The sequence below is a fragment of the Nocardia acididurans genome, assembly GCF_016741815.1.
Classification (GTDB): domain Bacteria; phylum Actinomycetota; class Actinomycetes; order Mycobacteriales; family Mycobacteriaceae; genus Nocardia; species Nocardia acididurans.
This window is the reverse complement of record NZ_JAERRJ010000005.1, coordinates 1-15,088: the sequence shown is the minus strand read 5'-3', so window position 1 is coordinate 15,088 and position 15,088 is coordinate 1. Positions and strand designations below refer to the sequence as shown.

At 69.2% G+C, this 15,088-nt stretch carries 16 protein-coding genes and 1 pseudogene; 12 read left to right on the top strand and 5 right to left on the bottom strand.

Annotated features, from left to right (window positions below; translation table 11 throughout):
• Positions 1-10 precede the first annotated feature (10 nt).
• Together JK358_RS13300 and JK358_RS13295 are read left to right on the top strand one after the other, a co-directional pair.
• Positions 11-1,696, top strand: coding sequence for a methyltransferase (locus tag JK358_RS13300; RefSeq protein ID WP_201947376.1), 1,686 nt, complete (start codon positions 11-13; stop codon positions 1,694-1,696).
• 186 nt (positions 1,697-1,882) lie between these two features.
• Complete coding sequence (locus JK358_RS13295) at positions 1,883-2,590, top strand: DUF8020 domain-containing protein (RefSeq protein ID WP_201947374.1); 708 nt, start codon at positions 1,883-1,885, stop codon at positions 2,588-2,590.
• Positions 2,591-2,785: 195 nt separating this feature from the next.
• Here JK358_RS13295 and JK358_RS13290 read toward each other — a convergent pair whose 3' ends face one another.
• The gene (locus JK358_RS13290) at positions 2,786-3,214 is read right to left on the bottom strand and encodes an SRPBCC family protein (RefSeq protein ID WP_201947372.1); all 429 of its coding nucleotides are present in this window, start codon (positions 3,212-3,214) and stop codon (positions 2,786-2,788) included.
• 129 nt (positions 3,215-3,343) lie between these two features.
• On the opposite strand from JK358_RS13290, the gene JK358_RS13285 reads away from it, so the two are divergent.
• Positions 3,344-6,106: an ATP-binding protein gene (locus JK358_RS13285; protein ID WP_201947370.1), complete on the top strand. Its 2,763-nt coding sequence runs from the start codon at positions 3,344-3,346 to the stop codon at positions 6,104-6,106.
• 67 nt (positions 6,107-6,173) lie between these two features.
• A complete protein-coding gene (locus tag JK358_RS13280) occupies positions 6,174-7,232 on the top strand; it encodes an alpha/beta fold hydrolase (protein WP_201947367.1) in 1,059 nt (352 codons plus the stop codon).
• A gap of 21 nt (positions 7,233-7,253) precedes the next feature.
• On the opposite strand, the gene JK358_RS13275 is transcribed toward JK358_RS13280, so the two are convergent.
• The 3 genes from JK358_RS13275 to JK358_RS13265 form a co-directional block, all read right to left on the bottom strand.
• On the bottom strand, positions 7,254-8,699 hold the full coding sequence (locus JK358_RS13275) for an aldehyde dehydrogenase (RefSeq protein ID WP_201947365.1): 1,446 nt from the start codon (positions 8,697-8,699) through the stop codon (positions 7,254-7,256).
• 88 nt (positions 8,700-8,787) lie between these two features.
• On the bottom strand, positions 8,788-10,242 hold the full coding sequence (locus JK358_RS13270) for a dihydrolipoyl dehydrogenase family protein (RefSeq protein ID WP_201947362.1): 1,455 nt from the start codon (positions 10,240-10,242) through the stop codon (positions 8,788-8,790).
• A 24-nt stretch (positions 10,243-10,266) separates the two neighbouring features.
• Entirely contained in the window at positions 10,267-11,118 is an 852-nt protein-coding gene (locus JK358_RS13265) for an alpha/beta fold hydrolase (RefSeq protein ID WP_201947359.1), read from the bottom strand.
• A gap of 253 nt (positions 11,119-11,371) precedes the next feature.
• Here JK358_RS13265 and JK358_RS13260 point away from each other — a divergent pair, with 253 nt between their 5' ends.
• The 5 genes and pseudogenes from JK358_RS13260 to JK358_RS40790 all read left to right on the top strand — a co-directional run.
• Positions 11,372-11,875 (top strand): GtrA family protein, encoded by a 504-nt coding sequence (locus JK358_RS13260; RefSeq protein WP_201947357.1) that lies wholly within the window; start codon positions 11,372-11,374, stop codon positions 11,873-11,875.
• 155 nt (positions 11,876-12,030) lie between these two features.
• Positions 12,031-12,384, top strand: coding sequence for a hypothetical protein (locus JK358_RS13255; RefSeq protein WP_201947355.1), 354 nt, complete (start codon positions 12,031-12,033; stop codon positions 12,382-12,384).
• A 97-nt stretch (positions 12,385-12,481) separates the two neighbouring features.
• Complete coding sequence (locus JK358_RS13250; protein WP_201947352.1) at positions 12,482-12,730, top strand: type II toxin-antitoxin system Phd/YefM family antitoxin; 249 nt, start codon at positions 12,482-12,484, stop codon at positions 12,728-12,730.
• 1 nt (position 12,731) lies between these two features.
• Positions 12,732-13,139 (top strand): type II toxin-antitoxin system VapC family toxin, encoded by a 408-nt coding sequence (locus tag JK358_RS13245; RefSeq protein WP_269811810.1) that lies wholly within the window; start codon positions 12,732-12,734, stop codon positions 13,137-13,139.
• A 366-nt stretch (positions 13,140-13,505) separates the two neighbouring features.
• A pseudogene (locus tag JK358_RS40790) lies at positions 13,506-13,682 on the top strand (DUF8612 domain-containing protein); the annotation flags it as partial.
• On the opposite strand, the gene JK358_RS40785 reads toward JK358_RS40790, so the two are convergent.
• Positions 13,628-13,969, bottom strand: a complete 342-nt coding sequence (locus JK358_RS40785) for a hypothetical protein (RefSeq protein WP_232851263.1) — start codon at positions 13,967-13,969, stop codon at positions 13,628-13,630. The pseudogene JK358_RS40790 and the gene JK358_RS40785 overlap by 55 nt on opposite strands.
• Between JK358_RS40785 and JK358_RS40780 the strand changes: the two genes are divergently transcribed.
• From JK358_RS40780 to JK358_RS13230, 3 genes are all read left to right on the top strand, one after another.
• Positions 13,889-14,128 carry a hypothetical protein gene (locus tag JK358_RS40780; protein ID WP_504739713.1) on the top strand — a complete coding sequence of 80 codons (240 nt, stop codon included), beginning with the start codon at positions 13,889-13,891 and terminating at the stop codon, positions 14,126-14,128. The two genes, JK358_RS40785 and JK358_RS40780, sit on opposite strands and share 81 nt — an antisense overlap.
• Before the next feature lie 150 nt (positions 14,129-14,278).
• A complete protein-coding gene (locus tag JK358_RS13235; protein WP_201947343.1) occupies positions 14,279-14,653 on the top strand; it encodes a type II toxin-antitoxin system RelE/ParE family toxin in 375 nt (124 codons plus the stop codon).
• Positions 14,650-14,934: a helix-turn-helix domain-containing protein gene (locus JK358_RS13230; RefSeq protein WP_232851032.1), complete on the top strand. Its 285-nt coding sequence runs from the start codon at positions 14,650-14,652 to the stop codon at positions 14,932-14,934. Before JK358_RS13235 ends, JK358_RS13230 begins: the two co-directional genes overlap by 4 nt.
• Positions 14,935-15,088: the final 154 nt, after the last annotated feature.

Below are 15,088 nucleotides of genomic sequence, written 5' to 3'. Positions count from 1 at the left end.
GGGAGAAAGCGTGTCTCGCTCGCTGGCGGTACCTGCCCGGATGGATGCGATCGACCTCGCCCGCATGGACGCGGCGGCGGAATTCGTGCGTACGCACGACACCGCCGCGGCCCTGGCAGCCGTGCTGCCCACCTTGACCATCGCCGAAAGACTGGCCGTCGCCGGGAGATGCCGGTTCTCGCACACCGCGGTCCTGGTGTTCCCCCACGGCCTGACCGAGTTATCCGGGGCCTTAGCCGATCGCGGGCTGGTCGCGGGACCGTCCGTGCCCAGCGTGGTGGTGCGGCGACGGCTGGCGCAACGACACGGGCGCACCGCGGACCGGATGGATGTGCGCATCGTCCGCGCGCCGGTACTCAGCCGCGACGGAAAGCACTGCGACATAGAGATTTTCGCCAGCCTGCCGACAGCCGATCCGGATTCGGAGAATATCGCCGCCCTCGAACGCGCCGCCGCGCACGAACAGCATCTCGGCCTGGCCGTCACCACCGTCGACGAGGTGGAGATCGCCGGACTGCGCGCCCTGCTCACCAGGCGCGCCGGAATGCACAGTGACGGTGGCGGATACAACGACCACGAGGACCTGACCGTGCTGTACTTCCGCGCCGACGCGACCGACCGGCCCTACCAGCGGCTCGAACTGCACATCGCGGGCGACCACCCCGGCATGCTGTCCGCCCACCTGGCCGAGGCCGACGACCCGCGCACCCGCCTGCTCCGACTACTCACCGGCGCCTGGGCGACCCAGGCCCTCTCCGCCACCGCGGCACTGGGTGTGGCCGACCGGCTGGCCGCCCGCCCCGGCAGTTCGGTGACCGACCTCGCGCTCAGTACCGGCACCGACGGCGACAGCCTGCACCGCCTGCTCCGCTACCTCGCCGACCTCGGCATCGTCCGCACCCGAGACGACGGCTACGAGCTCACCGACACCGGCCGGCTGCTCGCCGAATCCGCGGACCAATCCCTGCACCCGATCGCGCTGCTCTACGGCGGGGCCTTCTACCAATCCTTCGCGCACCTCGACCACTCCCTGCGCACCGGCCGCCCCGGCTTCGACCACTACTTCGGCAGCCACCACTTCGAGTACTTCACCGCCACCCCCGCGAGCGCGGAACTGTTCGACTCCGCGATGGCCGCCAGCGCGAGCATCTTCGGACAGGTCACCGACCTGATCGACCTCACTCCCGCGCACACCGTCGTCGATATCGCGGGCGGCAACGGCGCCCTGCTCGCCTGCCTGCTGCGCGCCGCACCCCACCTGCACGGCATCCTCTTCGAACGCGAGGCCACCCTCACCACCGCGCGCCCCGCCCTCGACCGCGCCGGATGCCTGTCCCGATGTGAGCTGGTGGCAGGCGATTTCACCCGATCGGTGCCCACCGGCGGCGACATCTACCTGCTCTCGCGCGTCCTGCACGACTGGGATGACGACCGATGTCACCGCATCCTGGCCACCTGCGCCGCCGCCATGCCCGCCCACGCGGAGCTGTACGTGGTCGAACGCCTGCTCCCGGACAGCAGCGCCCCCTCCCTGGCCCCCGCCTGGGACGTGCACATGCTGTGCAATGTCGGCGGCCGCGAGCGCACCCTCGCCCACTACCGCGACCTGTTCGCCGCCGTCGGCCTCGACCTGTGCGAAACACAGCAGCTGCCCATGGATTTCACGCTCATGCGGGTGAAACCCCGATCGGTGTGACAAGCCTCTGATACGACCCGGATCCGGGGAGCGGTTCCACGCCCCCGGATACCGCACTCGACCGCGACGGTGTGCCGGTCGGTGTCAGCGGAATGTCAGGGCGCTGTCAGGCGGTGCGCGGACAGTGAGCCGCAACGAGCAAGCCCCGCTCCCAAGACATTTCGCACAGTCAGAGGAACCATCATCGTGTCCCGTCGCACCCCTGCCGCCGCCGTAACCGCCGCCCTGATCACCGCCACCGTCGGAATCGGCGCGGCCACCGCACACGCCGCGCCCGCCGGCCCCGCACCCATCGCCTACACCGCCACGATCGACCCCGTCTCCACCACCATCACCCTCGGCTCCGGCACCCCGCGGGTCACCGACGGCGTGCTCACCATCCAGGCCCCCGACGGCACCGTGGTCGCGGGCACCGAATTGTCCTTCCGCGTAGACGATTTCGTCTTCCCCATCGCCGCCGAGATCAGCGGCCGCACCGCGGTCCTCACCCCGCGCCTGGACCCGGCCGCGGCCACCTACCAGCCGGTGGCGCTGCCCTACGAGGACCAGGCCGGATGGCGCTCCCCCTACGAACGCGAACAGGCCGCCTGGGCCCGCATGGCAAGCACCATCGGCCTGGGCGTCAGCGTCGGAGCGCTGGTCGGCGGAATCGGCGGCGCCGCAGTGGGTTGCGTACTGGGCGCGATCGCGGGCGCCACCGTCGCCGCCGCGACCATCGCCGGACTCTTCGGCCCCTTCCTGCCCGCGGCGGCCGTGGGCTGCCTCGGCGGAATCGCGGCGATCGGCGCCCTCGGCACCGTCGCCGGTCAAATCCTGATCATCGCCCCGGTGACCATCGCCGCCGCGGCCCAGTACTTCACCACGATCAACCAGCCGTTCACCCCCGCGAAGTAGGAGTATCGACCAGGCAGCGGGCCGGCGCCGCCGGTCCGCGCCCCTCCCGCAGGGCGGTCTCCGACCAGATCAGCATGGCCACCGGTCCGCAGACGAACAGTTCGGCGAGGGGCGGTCTTTCGGTTGCGCGCGAGGCCATTGCAGGGGGCTTCCGGATCGAAGGGAGCGGGCCGGATCGTCTGTGCGAGAACGACATCACGCCGCCCGCAGCGGGGCCGCGAAGGATTTGCGCAGTGCGGACGGACCGACCAGGGGCAGCAGAGCCGCCAGGAGCTTGCCCTTGAACGCCCGCGGGGTGCGGGTCAGTTCGACATCGACCCGGCTGCCGGCCGGCTCGGGCGTGACACGGAAGACCCAGCCGCCGCCCGCGCCGAACAGTTTGGAGTCCAGCGTGGTGATGGTGACGGTGTTCCCGGCCGGATCCCAGTCGTAGCGGGCGCGCTCCCAGGCGGCGGCGGTGCCCTCGGTGACCTCGGCCCAGTTCTCGCCGCGCTCGTGAACCACGAAGTGCTCGGCGTCGATGGTCGGCCAGAGTTCGGGGCGGGCCGGGCCGAAGTCGGTCAGCACAGCCATGACCTCGGCGGGGGACAGGGTGGACATCAGGTGAAAGCGAACGGTAGCCATGGGAATACCCTCGCCGCCGGGGACGGCCCGCCGAATCTGTCAGATGACGCTGTCTTGACGTAATCCAGTTTCGGTAGGGTCGCCGCGGGGCCCGCCTATCCTCACGGGGTCCGGAGGAGGTTGGGCACCATGCCGTTGTTCGGACGCGACATCGAACTGAAAGATCTGTCCGCACTCGTGGACCGGCCCGGCGAACGCAGCGGCATCCTCATCGAGGGCGAACCCGGCATCGGGAAGTCCACGCTGGTCGAGCAGACCGTCGCCACCGCCTCCACCGCCGGAGTGCGCGTGCTGCGCACCGCCGGAGTGGAAGCCGAGAGCACGCTCGTCTTCGCCGGACTGCACCGTCTGCTGTATCCACTGCGCCGCGGCTTCGACGCCCTGCCCACCCGCCAATTCGAGGCGCTGGCAACCGCTCTGGGCATGTCGGACAGCACCGACGAGCCGAGCGTGCACCTGGTCGGCCTCGCCGCCCTGACCCTGCTCGCCGACACCGCCGCCGACCGGCCGCTACTGCTCGTCGCCGAGGACGTGCAGTGGCTCGACCTCGCCAGCGCCGAGGTGCTCGCCTTCGTCGCCCGCCGCATCGACTCCGAACCCGTGGCCCTGCTCGCCACCCGGCGCGACGGCGCGAGCTCACCACTGAGCGCCACCGGACTGACCGTCATGCGACTCGGGCCGCTCACCGACGGCGATGCGAACGCCCTGCTCGACGCCATCGCCCCGGACCTGCCCGCCCCGGCCCGCCACCGGGTGCTCGCCGAATCCCACGGCAACCCCCTCGCACTGACCGAACTGCCCACGGCGGCAGCCGATCTCACGGAAGCGGCAGCGGGCCTGCCGCTGACCGAACGCCTCGAACAGGCCTTCTCCACCCGCGGCGCGACCCTGCCCGCCCCGACCCGGACGGCCCTGCTGGTCGCCGCCCTCAACGACGGCGACTCGGCCGCCGAAACACTCACGGCAGCAGGACTTCTGCTGAAATCCGACCCGGCCGCCGCAAGGCTCACCGCCACGGGACTGCTGCCGGAATTCGCCGCGACCACCGAGGTGCTCGCACCCGCCGTGACCGCCCGGCTCATCGACATCGGCTCCGGCGCAGTGACTTTCCGCCACCCCCTGGTCCGATCCGCCCTGGTGGCGGCGGCCTCCGCCGAGGAACGCCGCGGCGCACACCTGGCGCTCGCCGAAACACTCGCGGAATCGCCCGAACGCCAGGTGTGGCATCGCGCATCCGGCACCACCGGCGCCGACGAGGATGTGGCCGCCGCCCTCGAGGACGCCGCGGAACGGTCCCGGCATCGCGGCGGCGCGGTCGAGGCCATGGAGCGCGCTGCCGTCCTCACCCTCGCCCCCGGCCGGCGCGCCGACCGCCTGCTGCGCGCCGCCGAACTGGCCGTGGACGCGGGCCGCCGCGAGACCGTCGACCGACTGGTGGACGCCGCGCGCATGCTGCCCCTCACCGCCGGACAGCGGGCCACGGCGTCCTGGCTGCTCAGCGGATTCGAAGACGGCATGCGCGAAAGCCCCACGCGCATCGGCGAACTCGCCACCCTCGCGGCCGCCGTCGCCGCCGACGGATACCCCGATCCGGCACTGCGCATCCTGTGGGCGGCGGCGTCGCGATGCTTCTGGTCCGAACCCGGCCCCGACATCCGGCGTGCGGTACTCGCGGTCGCCGACTCCTTCGCCATGCCGGACGGCGATCCGGCGCGGCTCGCCATCGACTCCATCGTGGCCCCGTTCGAGCGCGGCGACCAGGTGCTGCGTCACCTGAAGGTCCTGGCCACGACCACCGGCCGCGACACCGATGCCGACCACTTCCTCAGCAGCGCCGCCTACCAGGTCGGGGCCTTCGACCTCGCGGCGCACTTCGCGGGCGCGGCCGCACCCGGATTCCGCTCCGCCGGGCAGCTGGGGTTGCTGACCCGGGCGCTGGCCATCCAGGCCTGGAGCCTGGCCCGGCTCGGCGACCTCGCCGCCGCCGCACCCATCGCGGCCGAGGCGGCGGCCTTCGCGCTGGAGACCGACCAGCCCTTCATGCACGCCTCCGTCACCGCGGTGCGGGCCGAAATCGCCGCGCTGCGAGGCGATTACACGGAGGCCGCCGCCCTCGCGGCGGATGCCGAACGGACCGGGCTGGCCGCGGGCGCACGCCCCGTCCTGGCCACGGTGCAGCTCACCCGCGGACTCATCGCCCTCGGCGAAGGCCGATTCGACGACGCCTACACCGATCTGGCCCGCATCCACGATCCCCGGGACACCGCGTATTCCCCGGCGCTGGCCGCCTACTTCCTCACCGAACTGGCCGAGGCCGCCGTGCGCGCCGGACAGGCCGACGCCATGACCGCACTGCTGCGCGGCCTGGAACCGGCGGCCGCCGCCACCCCGTCGCCCGCCCTGCACATCGGAATGCGCTATGCCCGAGCGGTTCTCGCCGGTGACGCGGCCGCTGAATCCTTCGCCGCCGCACTGGCCGCGGACCTCACCGGCTGGCCCGCCGAACGCGGCCGCCTGCACCTGGCCTACGGCGAATGGCTGCGCCGCCAGCGCCGGGTCGTGGAGTCCCGCACCCATTTGCGCACGGCCCGAGAGATTTTCGACGCCCTCGGCTTCACCGCGTGGAGTGAACGCGCCCGGCTGGAACTGCGCAGCGCCGGTGAATCCAGCCCGAACCGCGACCCCGACGCCCGCGAACGCCTCACCCCGCACGAGCTGAGCATCGCGCAACTGGCCGCGCAGGGCCTGACCAACCGGGAGATCGGGCAGCGGCTCTACCTCTCGCACCGGACCGTCAGCACCCACCTGCACCGCATCTTCCCGAAGCTGGGCATCAGCTCCCGCGGCGACCTCGCCGCACTGCTGCCCGCCCTGGACGAAACGACCAGCTGAACCACCGACACCGATTACGTCATCCGACGCACGCGGGGCCGCCGGTGCGCTGCCTAGCGTCGACGGCATGGACATCAACCGACGACGACTTTTCGGTGGCGCGCTGGTAGCGGGCCTGGCCGCGGCGTCCCTCAGCGCCTGCGCCACGGACTCCGCGAGCGCGCCCGCGACCACCGCCGCGCCCACGGCGATCACCCCGGGGGCGGCCCTGCGCGAGGGCTCCGGCGCGCACACCAGCCTCGGCCCCATCAAGAAGATCGACGCGGGCGTCCTCAACGTCGCCTACGCCGAATTCGGGCCCGCCACCGGACAACCCGTGATCCTGCTGCACGGCTGGCCCTACGATCCCTACAGTTTCGCCGACGTCGGCCCGCTGCTGGCCGACGCCGGATACCGGGTGCTCGTCCCGTTCCTGCGCGGCTACGGCGAGACCACCTTCCGGTCCGCGCAGACCGTGCGCAACGGGCAGCAGTCGGCCATCGCCCGCGACATCGTCGACTTCATGGACGCGCTGCGCATCGACCGCGCCGTGCTCGGCGGATTCGACTGGGGCGCACGCACTGTCGACATCATCGCCGCCCTCTGGCCGGAACGCGTCAAGGCGATGGTGGCGGTGAGCGGGTACATCGTCACCCAGCAGGCCGCCCAGCAGCAGCCGCTGCCACCCGAAGCCGAACTCGGCTGGTGGTACCAGTACTACTTCGCCACCGACCGCGGCCGCCTCGGCTACGACCGCAACCGCCACGACTTCAACAAGCTCATCTGGCAGCGTGCCTCGCCCGCATGGGATTTCGACGCCGCCACCTACGACCGCAGCGCCACCGCCTTCGACAACCCCGATCACGTCGACATCGTCGTCTCCAACTACCGATGGCGGCTGAGCCTGGCGCCCGGTGAACCCCGATACGACGCCTACGAACGGCAACTCGCCACCGGACCGGTGATCTCGGTCCCCGCCATCACCCTCAGCAGTGATTTCGACGGGGCCGCCAAGGACGGAAAGGCGTACCGCGGCAAGTTCACCGGCCGCTACGAGCACCGCGTCCTCGACGGCATCGGCCACAACGTTCCGCAGGAAGCGCCGCGGCCGTTCGCCCAGGCGATCATCGACGCCGACCACATGTGAAGGCCGCCACCGGAATCGGCGTCAGACGGTGATGGTCTGGTACTCGGTGTACTGCCCCAGGCCCACCGCGCCGTACTCGCGGCCGATCCCGCTGGCTTTGAAACCCCCGAAAGGCCCGTCGAATCCGACCGGCGCACCGTTCACGGTCACCGTCCCGGTGCGAATTCGACGGGCTACCGCCATGGCCGTGACCGCATCCGCCGACCACACGCCGCCGGAGAGTCCGTACTCCGAATCATTGGCGATGCGGACGGCATCGTCGATATCGTCGTAGGCGAGGACGACCAGCACCGGACCGAAGATCTCCTCCCGCGCGATCCGCATATCCGGCGTCACATCGGCGAAAACCGTCGGCGTGACATAGAAGCCGTCCCGCAGACCGGGTGGGAGCTGCGCGCCTCCGCACACCGGGCGCGCACCCTCGCCGATGCCGATCTCGATGTAATCGCGCACCCGCTGCTGCTGATCACCGCGCACCATCGGCCCGATGAAGGTCTCCGGATCGCGCGGATCACCGACCGGCAGGGACTCGACCAGCGCCGCCAGCGCCGCGACCACCTCGTCATAGCGTGCACGCGGCGCGAGAATCCGCGTCTGCGCGATGCAGGATTCCCCGTTGTTCAGCAGTGCGCCGAACTTCAGGCCGTTCATCACCGCGTCCAGATCGGCATCCGGCAGGATCACCGCCGCCGACTTGCCGCCCAACTCCAGGCTGACCCGCTTGAGCTGTGCACCCGCGATGGCCGCGATCCGGCGACCGGCCCCGGTCGACCCCGTGAACGCGATCTTGTCCACCAGTGGGTGGGAGATCAGATACTCGCTCGTCTCGCGTTCCGCGGGCAGCACGCTGAGCACCCCGTCCGGCAGGCCGATGCGATCCACCAGCTCCGCCAGCAGGCCCATACTCAGTGAGTTCTCCGGAGACACCTTGAGCACCACCGTATTTCCGGTGAGCAGGGCGGGCAGGATCTTCGACGTGGCCGAGGAAAAGGGCGAATTCCACGGGATCACCGCCGCCACCACGCCGACCGGCTCGCGCCGAACCACACTGCGCACCAGCGCATCCGGATCCGACGGGGTGAGGGTGCGCTCCCAGTCGAAGTTCTCGGCGGCCGTCAGATAGGCATTCGCCTGCCGGGTCAGCGCGGCCTGCCCGGCCTTCGTGAACCATGCGGCGGAACCGTTTTCGGCGGTGATCAGCTCGGCGATCCGATCCGCCTGCGCCTCGCGCAACTCATTGAACCCGCGCAGCACCGCGATTCGCTCGGCGGGCGGGGTGCCGCGCCAGATTCGGCTCTCGAACGCCGCATGTGCCGCCGTCACCGCGCGGTCCACATCGGCGGGCTGCGCCTGCGCCGCCGCACCGATGATCGATCGATCATGGGGGGACAGAATCTCCAGCAGCGCCGGTTCACTGGGCTCGGTCCACGAGCCCCCGACATACAGCCGGTCATAGGTGATCGTCATGGGCGCGACGCTAAAGGCCGCCGTGCGTGCCCCGCGAGCGTCGAATGACGTACTCGCTGACGCACACACGGCGGCGAAGTCTCTCCCGTCACCGGGACTGCTGATCCCGATAGGTCTCCAGCAGCCGCAGCCACACCTCACTGATCGTCGGAAACGACGGCACCGCATGCCAGAGTCGCTCCACCGGGATCTCACCGGTGATGGCGATGGTCGCCGAATGCAGCAGCTCGGCCACGCCCGCCCCGGCGAACGTCGCGCCGACCAGCACCCCGCGCTCGGGATCGATCAGCACGCGCGCCCGGCCCCGATACTCCGGATCGTGCTGAATCGCACCCGCGACCCGGCCGATGTCGTAGTCGACCACATCGACCGCGCGGCCCGCCCGCGCGGCGTCCTCGGTGGTGAGGCCGACGGCGGCGATCTCCGGCTCGGTGAACACCACCTGCGGGACGGCGCGGAGGTCGGCGGTCGCGGCGTGCGGACTCCACGGGGCGGCGTCGAGTTCCCGGCCCGCAGCCCGATCGGCGATCACCCGCCCCGCGATCCGCGCCTGATACTTGCCCTGGTGGGTGAGCAGCGCACGGTGGTTGACATCGCCCACGGCGTACAACCAGTCGCCCGCGACCGCCGTCACCGTGCAGGAGTCGTCGGTGGTGAGCCAGGTACCGGAGGCCAAACCCACTGTCTCCAAGCCGATATCGTCGGTGCGGGGTGCGCGGCCGGTCGCGAACAACAGCTCGTCGGCGACGATCCGGGTGCCGTCGGTGAGGCTGAGATGGACACCGTCGTCGGGCCCGCCCGCCCGCTCCGCGCTCACGACACCCGAACCGAGGCGCAGGTCGACACCCGCGGCCCGCAGCCGATCGGCCACCAGCTCCGCCGCGAACGGTTCGACCCGGGCGAGCAGACGTTGCTCCCGGGCGATGAGCACGACCTCGGAGCCGAGCGCCCGCCAGGCCGTGGCCATCTCGACCGCGACCACACCCGCGCCCACGACGGCGAGACGACGCGGCACCTCGCGGGCGCTGGTCGCCTCACGACTCGTCCACGGGCGCAACGCATCCAGGCCGGGCAGGGGCGGCAGAGCCGCCCGCGTACCCGTGCACACCGCGACCGCGTGCCGGGCCCGCAATCGCACCGTGCCGCCGTCCGGCGTCGCGACCGTCACCTGCCGCACCCCGTCCAGCCGCCCGTGCCCGCGAACCAGTGCGATACCGGCGGATTCGAGCCAGCCGACCTGATCGGCGTCGTTCCAGTCGGCCGACATCCGATCCCGATGTTTCAGCACCGCAACGGAATCCAGCGAGCCGGTGACCGCCGCCGCGACGCCGGGGAAGCGCGCCGCCTCGCCATACAGCAGCGCGGGCCGCAGCAGCGCCTTGCTGGGTTCACAGGCCCAGTACGAGCATTCGCCGCCCACCAGCTCGGATTCCACGATGACGGTGCGGAGCCCGGCGGCGCTGGTGCGGTCGGCGACATTCTCGCCGACCGGCCCCGCACCCAGCACGATGACGTCGTAGGTCTGGATGTTCTCGTCAGACATGATGTGTGCCTTCGGGTTTCGGAATCATCGGGTGGCCGTGGCGGCCTGTTCGATCACGTCGGCGACCACATCCGGATGCGAAACCGCCACCGAATGCGAGGCATTCACCTCCGTGACCCGCGCGTGCGCCCGATCCGCCATGAAGCGCTGCGCCTCCGCCGGAATGTTCAGATCCGCGGTGGTGACGATGTCCCAGCTGGGCTTCTCACTCCAGGCCGCGACGGTGGCCTTCTCCTCCAGCGCCGCCTGCGCGATCGGCCGCTGCGAGGCGGCCGCGAGAGCGGCGCGATCCTCCGGGACATCGGCCGCGAACTGGGCACGGAACCTGTCCTGCTGGATGTAGAGATCGGTGCCCGCGGTACCGCCGATCGTGGTGAACGGCACCGGATTCAGCGTGCCCGGCAGCGTCGAGCCCGGGAACCTGTTGGTCAGCTCGAGCGCGGTCTCACCGGGCGCCGGCAGAAACGCCGCCACATAGACCAGCGCCTTCACCTTGTCGTTCCCGGCCGCCGCCGCACTGATGACAGACCCGCCGTACGAGTGCCCGACCAGCACGACCGGCCCCTCGATGCGGCTGATCAGGCCGCGCAGCGTGGTGGCGTCCTCCGCGGGACCGCGCAGCGGATTGGCCGCCGCCACCACGGGATACCGCTCCGCCCGCAACTTCTCGATCACCTCGTTCCAACTGGACCCGTCGGCGAAAGCCCCGTGCACGAGAACCACGGTCGGCCGCGGCGCATCCTCGGCGGGCGCGGCATGGGTGACGGTCCCGGCCGAACACGCGACAGCGAGACTCGCCCCCGCAACACCCGCCACGACCGCCGCCGCGATCCGGCCCGCACGCCGCCGAATCCGTCCATTTCCGTTGTAGACCATGAGTTCTCGCCCTTCGAACAGTGGGATGCAAGGTGTGATCCCACTGTCGCCGTCCGGCCCGGTGCGCCACATCCGTCAGCTGACGCTGCCCGCTACGTATACCCATCGCCCAAGCCGCACTCCGGGCGTGGAAGCGCCGGGCCCAGGGCATCGCCGCAGGTCAATCGATCTTGTATTATACGTATACATCTACGTATAGTTAAGCCGTCGCCGGACGGCGGCATGACCAAGCCAAGCGTTCGATCGGAAAACCATGACCGCCCTGCAGACCACAACCCGCCCGGGACTGCTCTCCGGCGCCTACACCGCGTGGGCCGGTCCCTCCCCGATACAGCGCACCGACCACCGCACCCGGCTCATGCACTACCTGCGGGGCGACCACATCCTGGCCCAGCTCATCCGCTTCGCCCTGGTCGGCGGAGCCAGCAATATCGCCTACCTCCTGCTGTTCCTGGCAATCCACGGCACCGGCCCCCTCATCGCCAATATCGCCGGCTCGATCGTCAGCACGATGATCGCCAACGAACTCCACCGCCGCCTCACCTTCCGCGCCACCACCCGCGTCACCTGGTTCACCGCCCAATGGGAAGGCGGCGGCCTCGCCGTCCTCGGCCTCCTCGCCACCACCGCCGCCCTCGCCGCCCTCGACTTCTGCGCCCCCGGCCTCGGCGAACTCACCCAGGCCACCGCCGTCCTCACCCTCATGGCCGCAATCGGCGGCCTCCGCTTCCTGGCCCTGCGCGGCTTCGTCTTCTGACCCGGCACCGTCCGGTCCGGACACCCGCCCCAACCCTGGTGCCTGCGGATTCCCGCCGAATCGACCATCGGCCAATTGCCCCGGATCCCCTGTCCCGGAATCGTTCTCGGCAGCGGCGACGGGAGGATCGCCGCACCGAGGAGGGAACCCGAACCATGAACACCATCCAGCTCACCGTCCTGACCGCCTTCTACCTGACGATGGCCGCCGCGAACACCCAACTCGTAATACGGATCCTGCGGCGAGCCCTGCCACAAGGCCCCGCCGCAGGAGTAAGCCCCCCACTCGACCTACGCTCAACAGCCGACTGGAACACCGCACAACGCTGGATCGTCCCCTTCCGCCTGACCGCAGCCCTCACCTACGCCACCGCCGCAACCATCGTCCTATGGGCAGCCTTCGCAGGCCCGACCGTCCACCCGCCGTCCCTCATCGCCACCATCCCGGTAGCCGCCGACCTCATCCTCTACGCCGCGTCCTACGTCGTAGTCCGTGCCAGACTCCGCTGAGAGCAGGCCCAATCCGCGTGGGAACACGGGATCAAACGGTTGGTCAGGGGTAGAATCTAGACTGTCTAGACAGGCTAGATCAGAGGAAGGTCCACCGATGAGCTGGCAGATCCAGGAAGCCAAGCAGCGGTTCAGCGAACTGCTCCGAAGCGTCGCCACCGACGGTCCGCAGGTGGTGACGCGGCATGGCGAGGCGGTTGCGGTGGTGATCGACATTGCCGAATATCGAAGGCTCCGTGGTGAAGTCGCCGATTTCAAAGACTTCCTACGCTCCGGTCCGAGTCTCGAGGATCTCGATCTGACCCGCAGCCGCGAAACACCGCGCGATATCGATTGGACGACCTGACTTGGGCTTTCTACTCGACACCAACATCGTGTCCGAACTGCGTAAAAAGAACCCAAACCGCAAGGTGCTCGCCTGGTACGAGGGGGTGCACTCCCATCAACTCCACCTCAGCGCCATCACCCTTGGCGAAATCCGGTTGGGTATCGAGCGTCTGCGCGCCCGGGATGCGCCGCAAGCAGAGATTCTCGAATCGTGGCTCGGCACCCTGCGCACCGCCTATCGCGATCGCATTGTCGCCGTCGACGCGGACATCGCCGAGGAATGGGCTCGAATGAACGTCCCCAGGACCGTCCCGATATTGGATGGCCTGCTCGCCGCCACCGCCAAGGTCCACGAGTGGACCTTCGTCACCCGCAATGTCGCGGACGTGGCAGACACGGGCATATCCATACTCAACCCATTCGACTGATGTGAGACGAACTAGGCACCGATCTCGCTGCGACCGAATCCAGCATCGCGGCGATCACACTCGGCAGCGGTTCAGCACCTGCGAGCAATACAACGCCCCCGTCGGGTTCGTGCATTGCCGAAAACAACAGAACCGGGCGGTGCTTGTCGGCGGGCCGATTATCGTGACCCGCCCTGTAAGAAGACGACGCGTGGAGCGACCAATCCAGCGGTTCTATCGCGACGAATCAACCAGTCAGGTAGCGACAAATCAATCAGATAGCAGTTGAGGCAGCGGCAGACGGATTCGTCGACTCGCCACACCTGATGGTGGACGAGATTCAGCGGGCACCCGAGCTGTTGCTGGCAATCAAGGCGCGCCTCCGAGATGCGCGCACTTCTCAACTGGTCGCAGCCCGCTCCGGACAACTGCTCGCGAACACCTCTCAGCAGCGATCTCGCGCTCGGAGCCCCAACGGTCAAACGCTATCTGGCGCTTCTCGAAGAGGTCTACCTCATCAAACGAATACCGGCCTGGTCGAGGAACCCGAGCAACCGCGCCACGATGATCCCGAAGGTCGCCTTCGTCGACTCCGGCCTCGCCGCGAATCTTGTCGGCGCCGACGTGCGAAACATGCTGCGCCCCAATGGCCGATTCGGTCCGTTACTGGAGAGGTTCGTACTTATGGAACTCGCCCGCCAGCGCACCTGGTCCGCCGAGGACGTCGAGATGTACCATACCGCACCAAGGACGGGGTCGAGGTCGACGCCATCCTCGAGAACCGACGCGGCGATGTCGTCGGCATCGAAGTCAAAGCCGCCTCCGCGGTGCGCCCCGACGACTTCCGCCACCTCGCCGAACGCCTGGGAGCGATTTCCTCACCGGCATCGTGCTCCACACCGGCCTGCATTGCCCGTCAGCGCCCTCTGGGAAGTCCCGAACCCCGAACGCTGATCAGTTTGCAAGCCCGGGTTCGCACGCTGCCGCAAATACAACAAGACCGCAGGTGACAACCTGCGGTCTTGCGTTCCTGTGGACCTGACGGACCAGCATACGAACCGCGCGGTGCTGGTCGACGAGCTGGAGATCTCGATCAGAGCCGTCCGGAGTCGGGGCGAACCTCGAACCAGGTTATCACATTGATGTGATAACCTGGTTCAGTGCTGTATGCGATCGAGATCGAGCCAGAGGTGCGTGAGTTCCTCGCCGAATTGTCGCCTACCGACCTTGCCCGCGCCGACTTCGCAGCCGGCCTGCTTGCCACCTACGGCCCCGAACTATCCGAACCCTATTGCCGATATCTCGGGGACGGTGTACGCGAACTCCGGTTCACACTCAGCCGCAACCGGGCCACGCGCATCACATACTGGTTCCCCGGTGGCCGAAAAGCAGTGTTGCTGACCGTGTTCCACAAAACCCGCCAGCGCGAGACAGCCCAGATAGACCGCGCGAAAACGGCCCGCAAAGTCTGCGAGACCAACCACACCGACCCGGCCCACCTCACGTTCGCCCCGATGGGAGACACCGAATCATGAACGCGCAGAAAGACTTCGACACCACCCTGGCTGCCAAGCGTGCCACCCCCGAATACCAGGCAGCCATGAAGGCATACGCACTGGCACACGAACTGGGCCGCCAGGTACGCGCAGCCCGGGAAGCGCGAGGCTGGACACAGACCGAGCTAGCCCGGCGAACCGGCATGAAACCACACGCGATTAGCCGCCTCGAAGCCGGTGACGTAGTACCGACACTGACGACCCTCGAACGGGTTGCCGCCGCCCTCGATGCCGAACTGTCGGTATCCCTGGCCGCGTGACTACGACAAACGACATCAGACGCGGAAGGCCAGGTCCCGGCACCATCGCCTCGACAGCACGACCACGGCACGAGAGGTAGGTGGTGAGTTTGAACGGGACCACCACAAGCGGTTCGCGCACTGTCGCAAATGCGGCGAAGCCGCCGGTCGATGA

Excerpts from the sequence above, each read along its gene's own strand:
- JK358_RS13260 (WP_201947357.1), top strand. The coding sequence starts at position 11,372 with ATGACCGCCCTGCAGACCACAACCCGCCCGGGACTGCTCTCCGGCGCC.
- JK358_RS13255 (WP_201947355.1), top strand. The coding sequence starts at position 12,031 with ATGAACACCATCCAGCTCACCGTCCTGACCGCCTTCTACCTGACGATG.
- JK358_RS13285 (WP_201947370.1), top strand. The coding sequence starts at position 3,344 with ATGCCGTTGTTCGGACGCGACATCGAACTGAAAGATCTGTCCGCACTC.
- JK358_RS13290 (WP_201947372.1), bottom strand. The coding sequence starts at position 3,214 with ATGGCTACCGTTCGCTTTCACCTGATGTCCACCCTGTCCCCCGCCGAG.
- JK358_RS13270 (WP_201947362.1), bottom strand. The coding sequence starts at position 10,242 with ATGTCTGACGAGAACATCCAGACCTACGACGTCATCGTGCTGGGTGCG.
- JK358_RS13265 (WP_201947359.1), bottom strand. The coding sequence starts at position 11,118 with ATGGTCTACAACGGAAATGGACGGATTCGGCGGCGTGCGGGCCGGATC.
- JK358_RS13280 (WP_201947367.1), top strand. The coding sequence starts at position 6,174 with ATGGACATCAACCGACGACGACTTTTCGGTGGCGCGCTGGTAGCGGGC.
- JK358_RS13275 (WP_201947365.1), bottom strand. The coding sequence starts at position 8,699 with ATGACGATCACCTATGACCGGCTGTATGTCGGGGGCTCGTGGACCGAG.
- JK358_RS13250 (WP_201947352.1), top strand. The coding sequence starts at position 12,482 with ATGAGCTGGCAGATCCAGGAAGCCAAGCAGCGGTTCAGCGAACTGCTC.
- JK358_RS13230 (WP_232851032.1), top strand. The coding sequence starts at position 14,650 with ATGAACGCGCAGAAAGACTTCGACACCACCCTGGCTGCCAAGCGTGCC.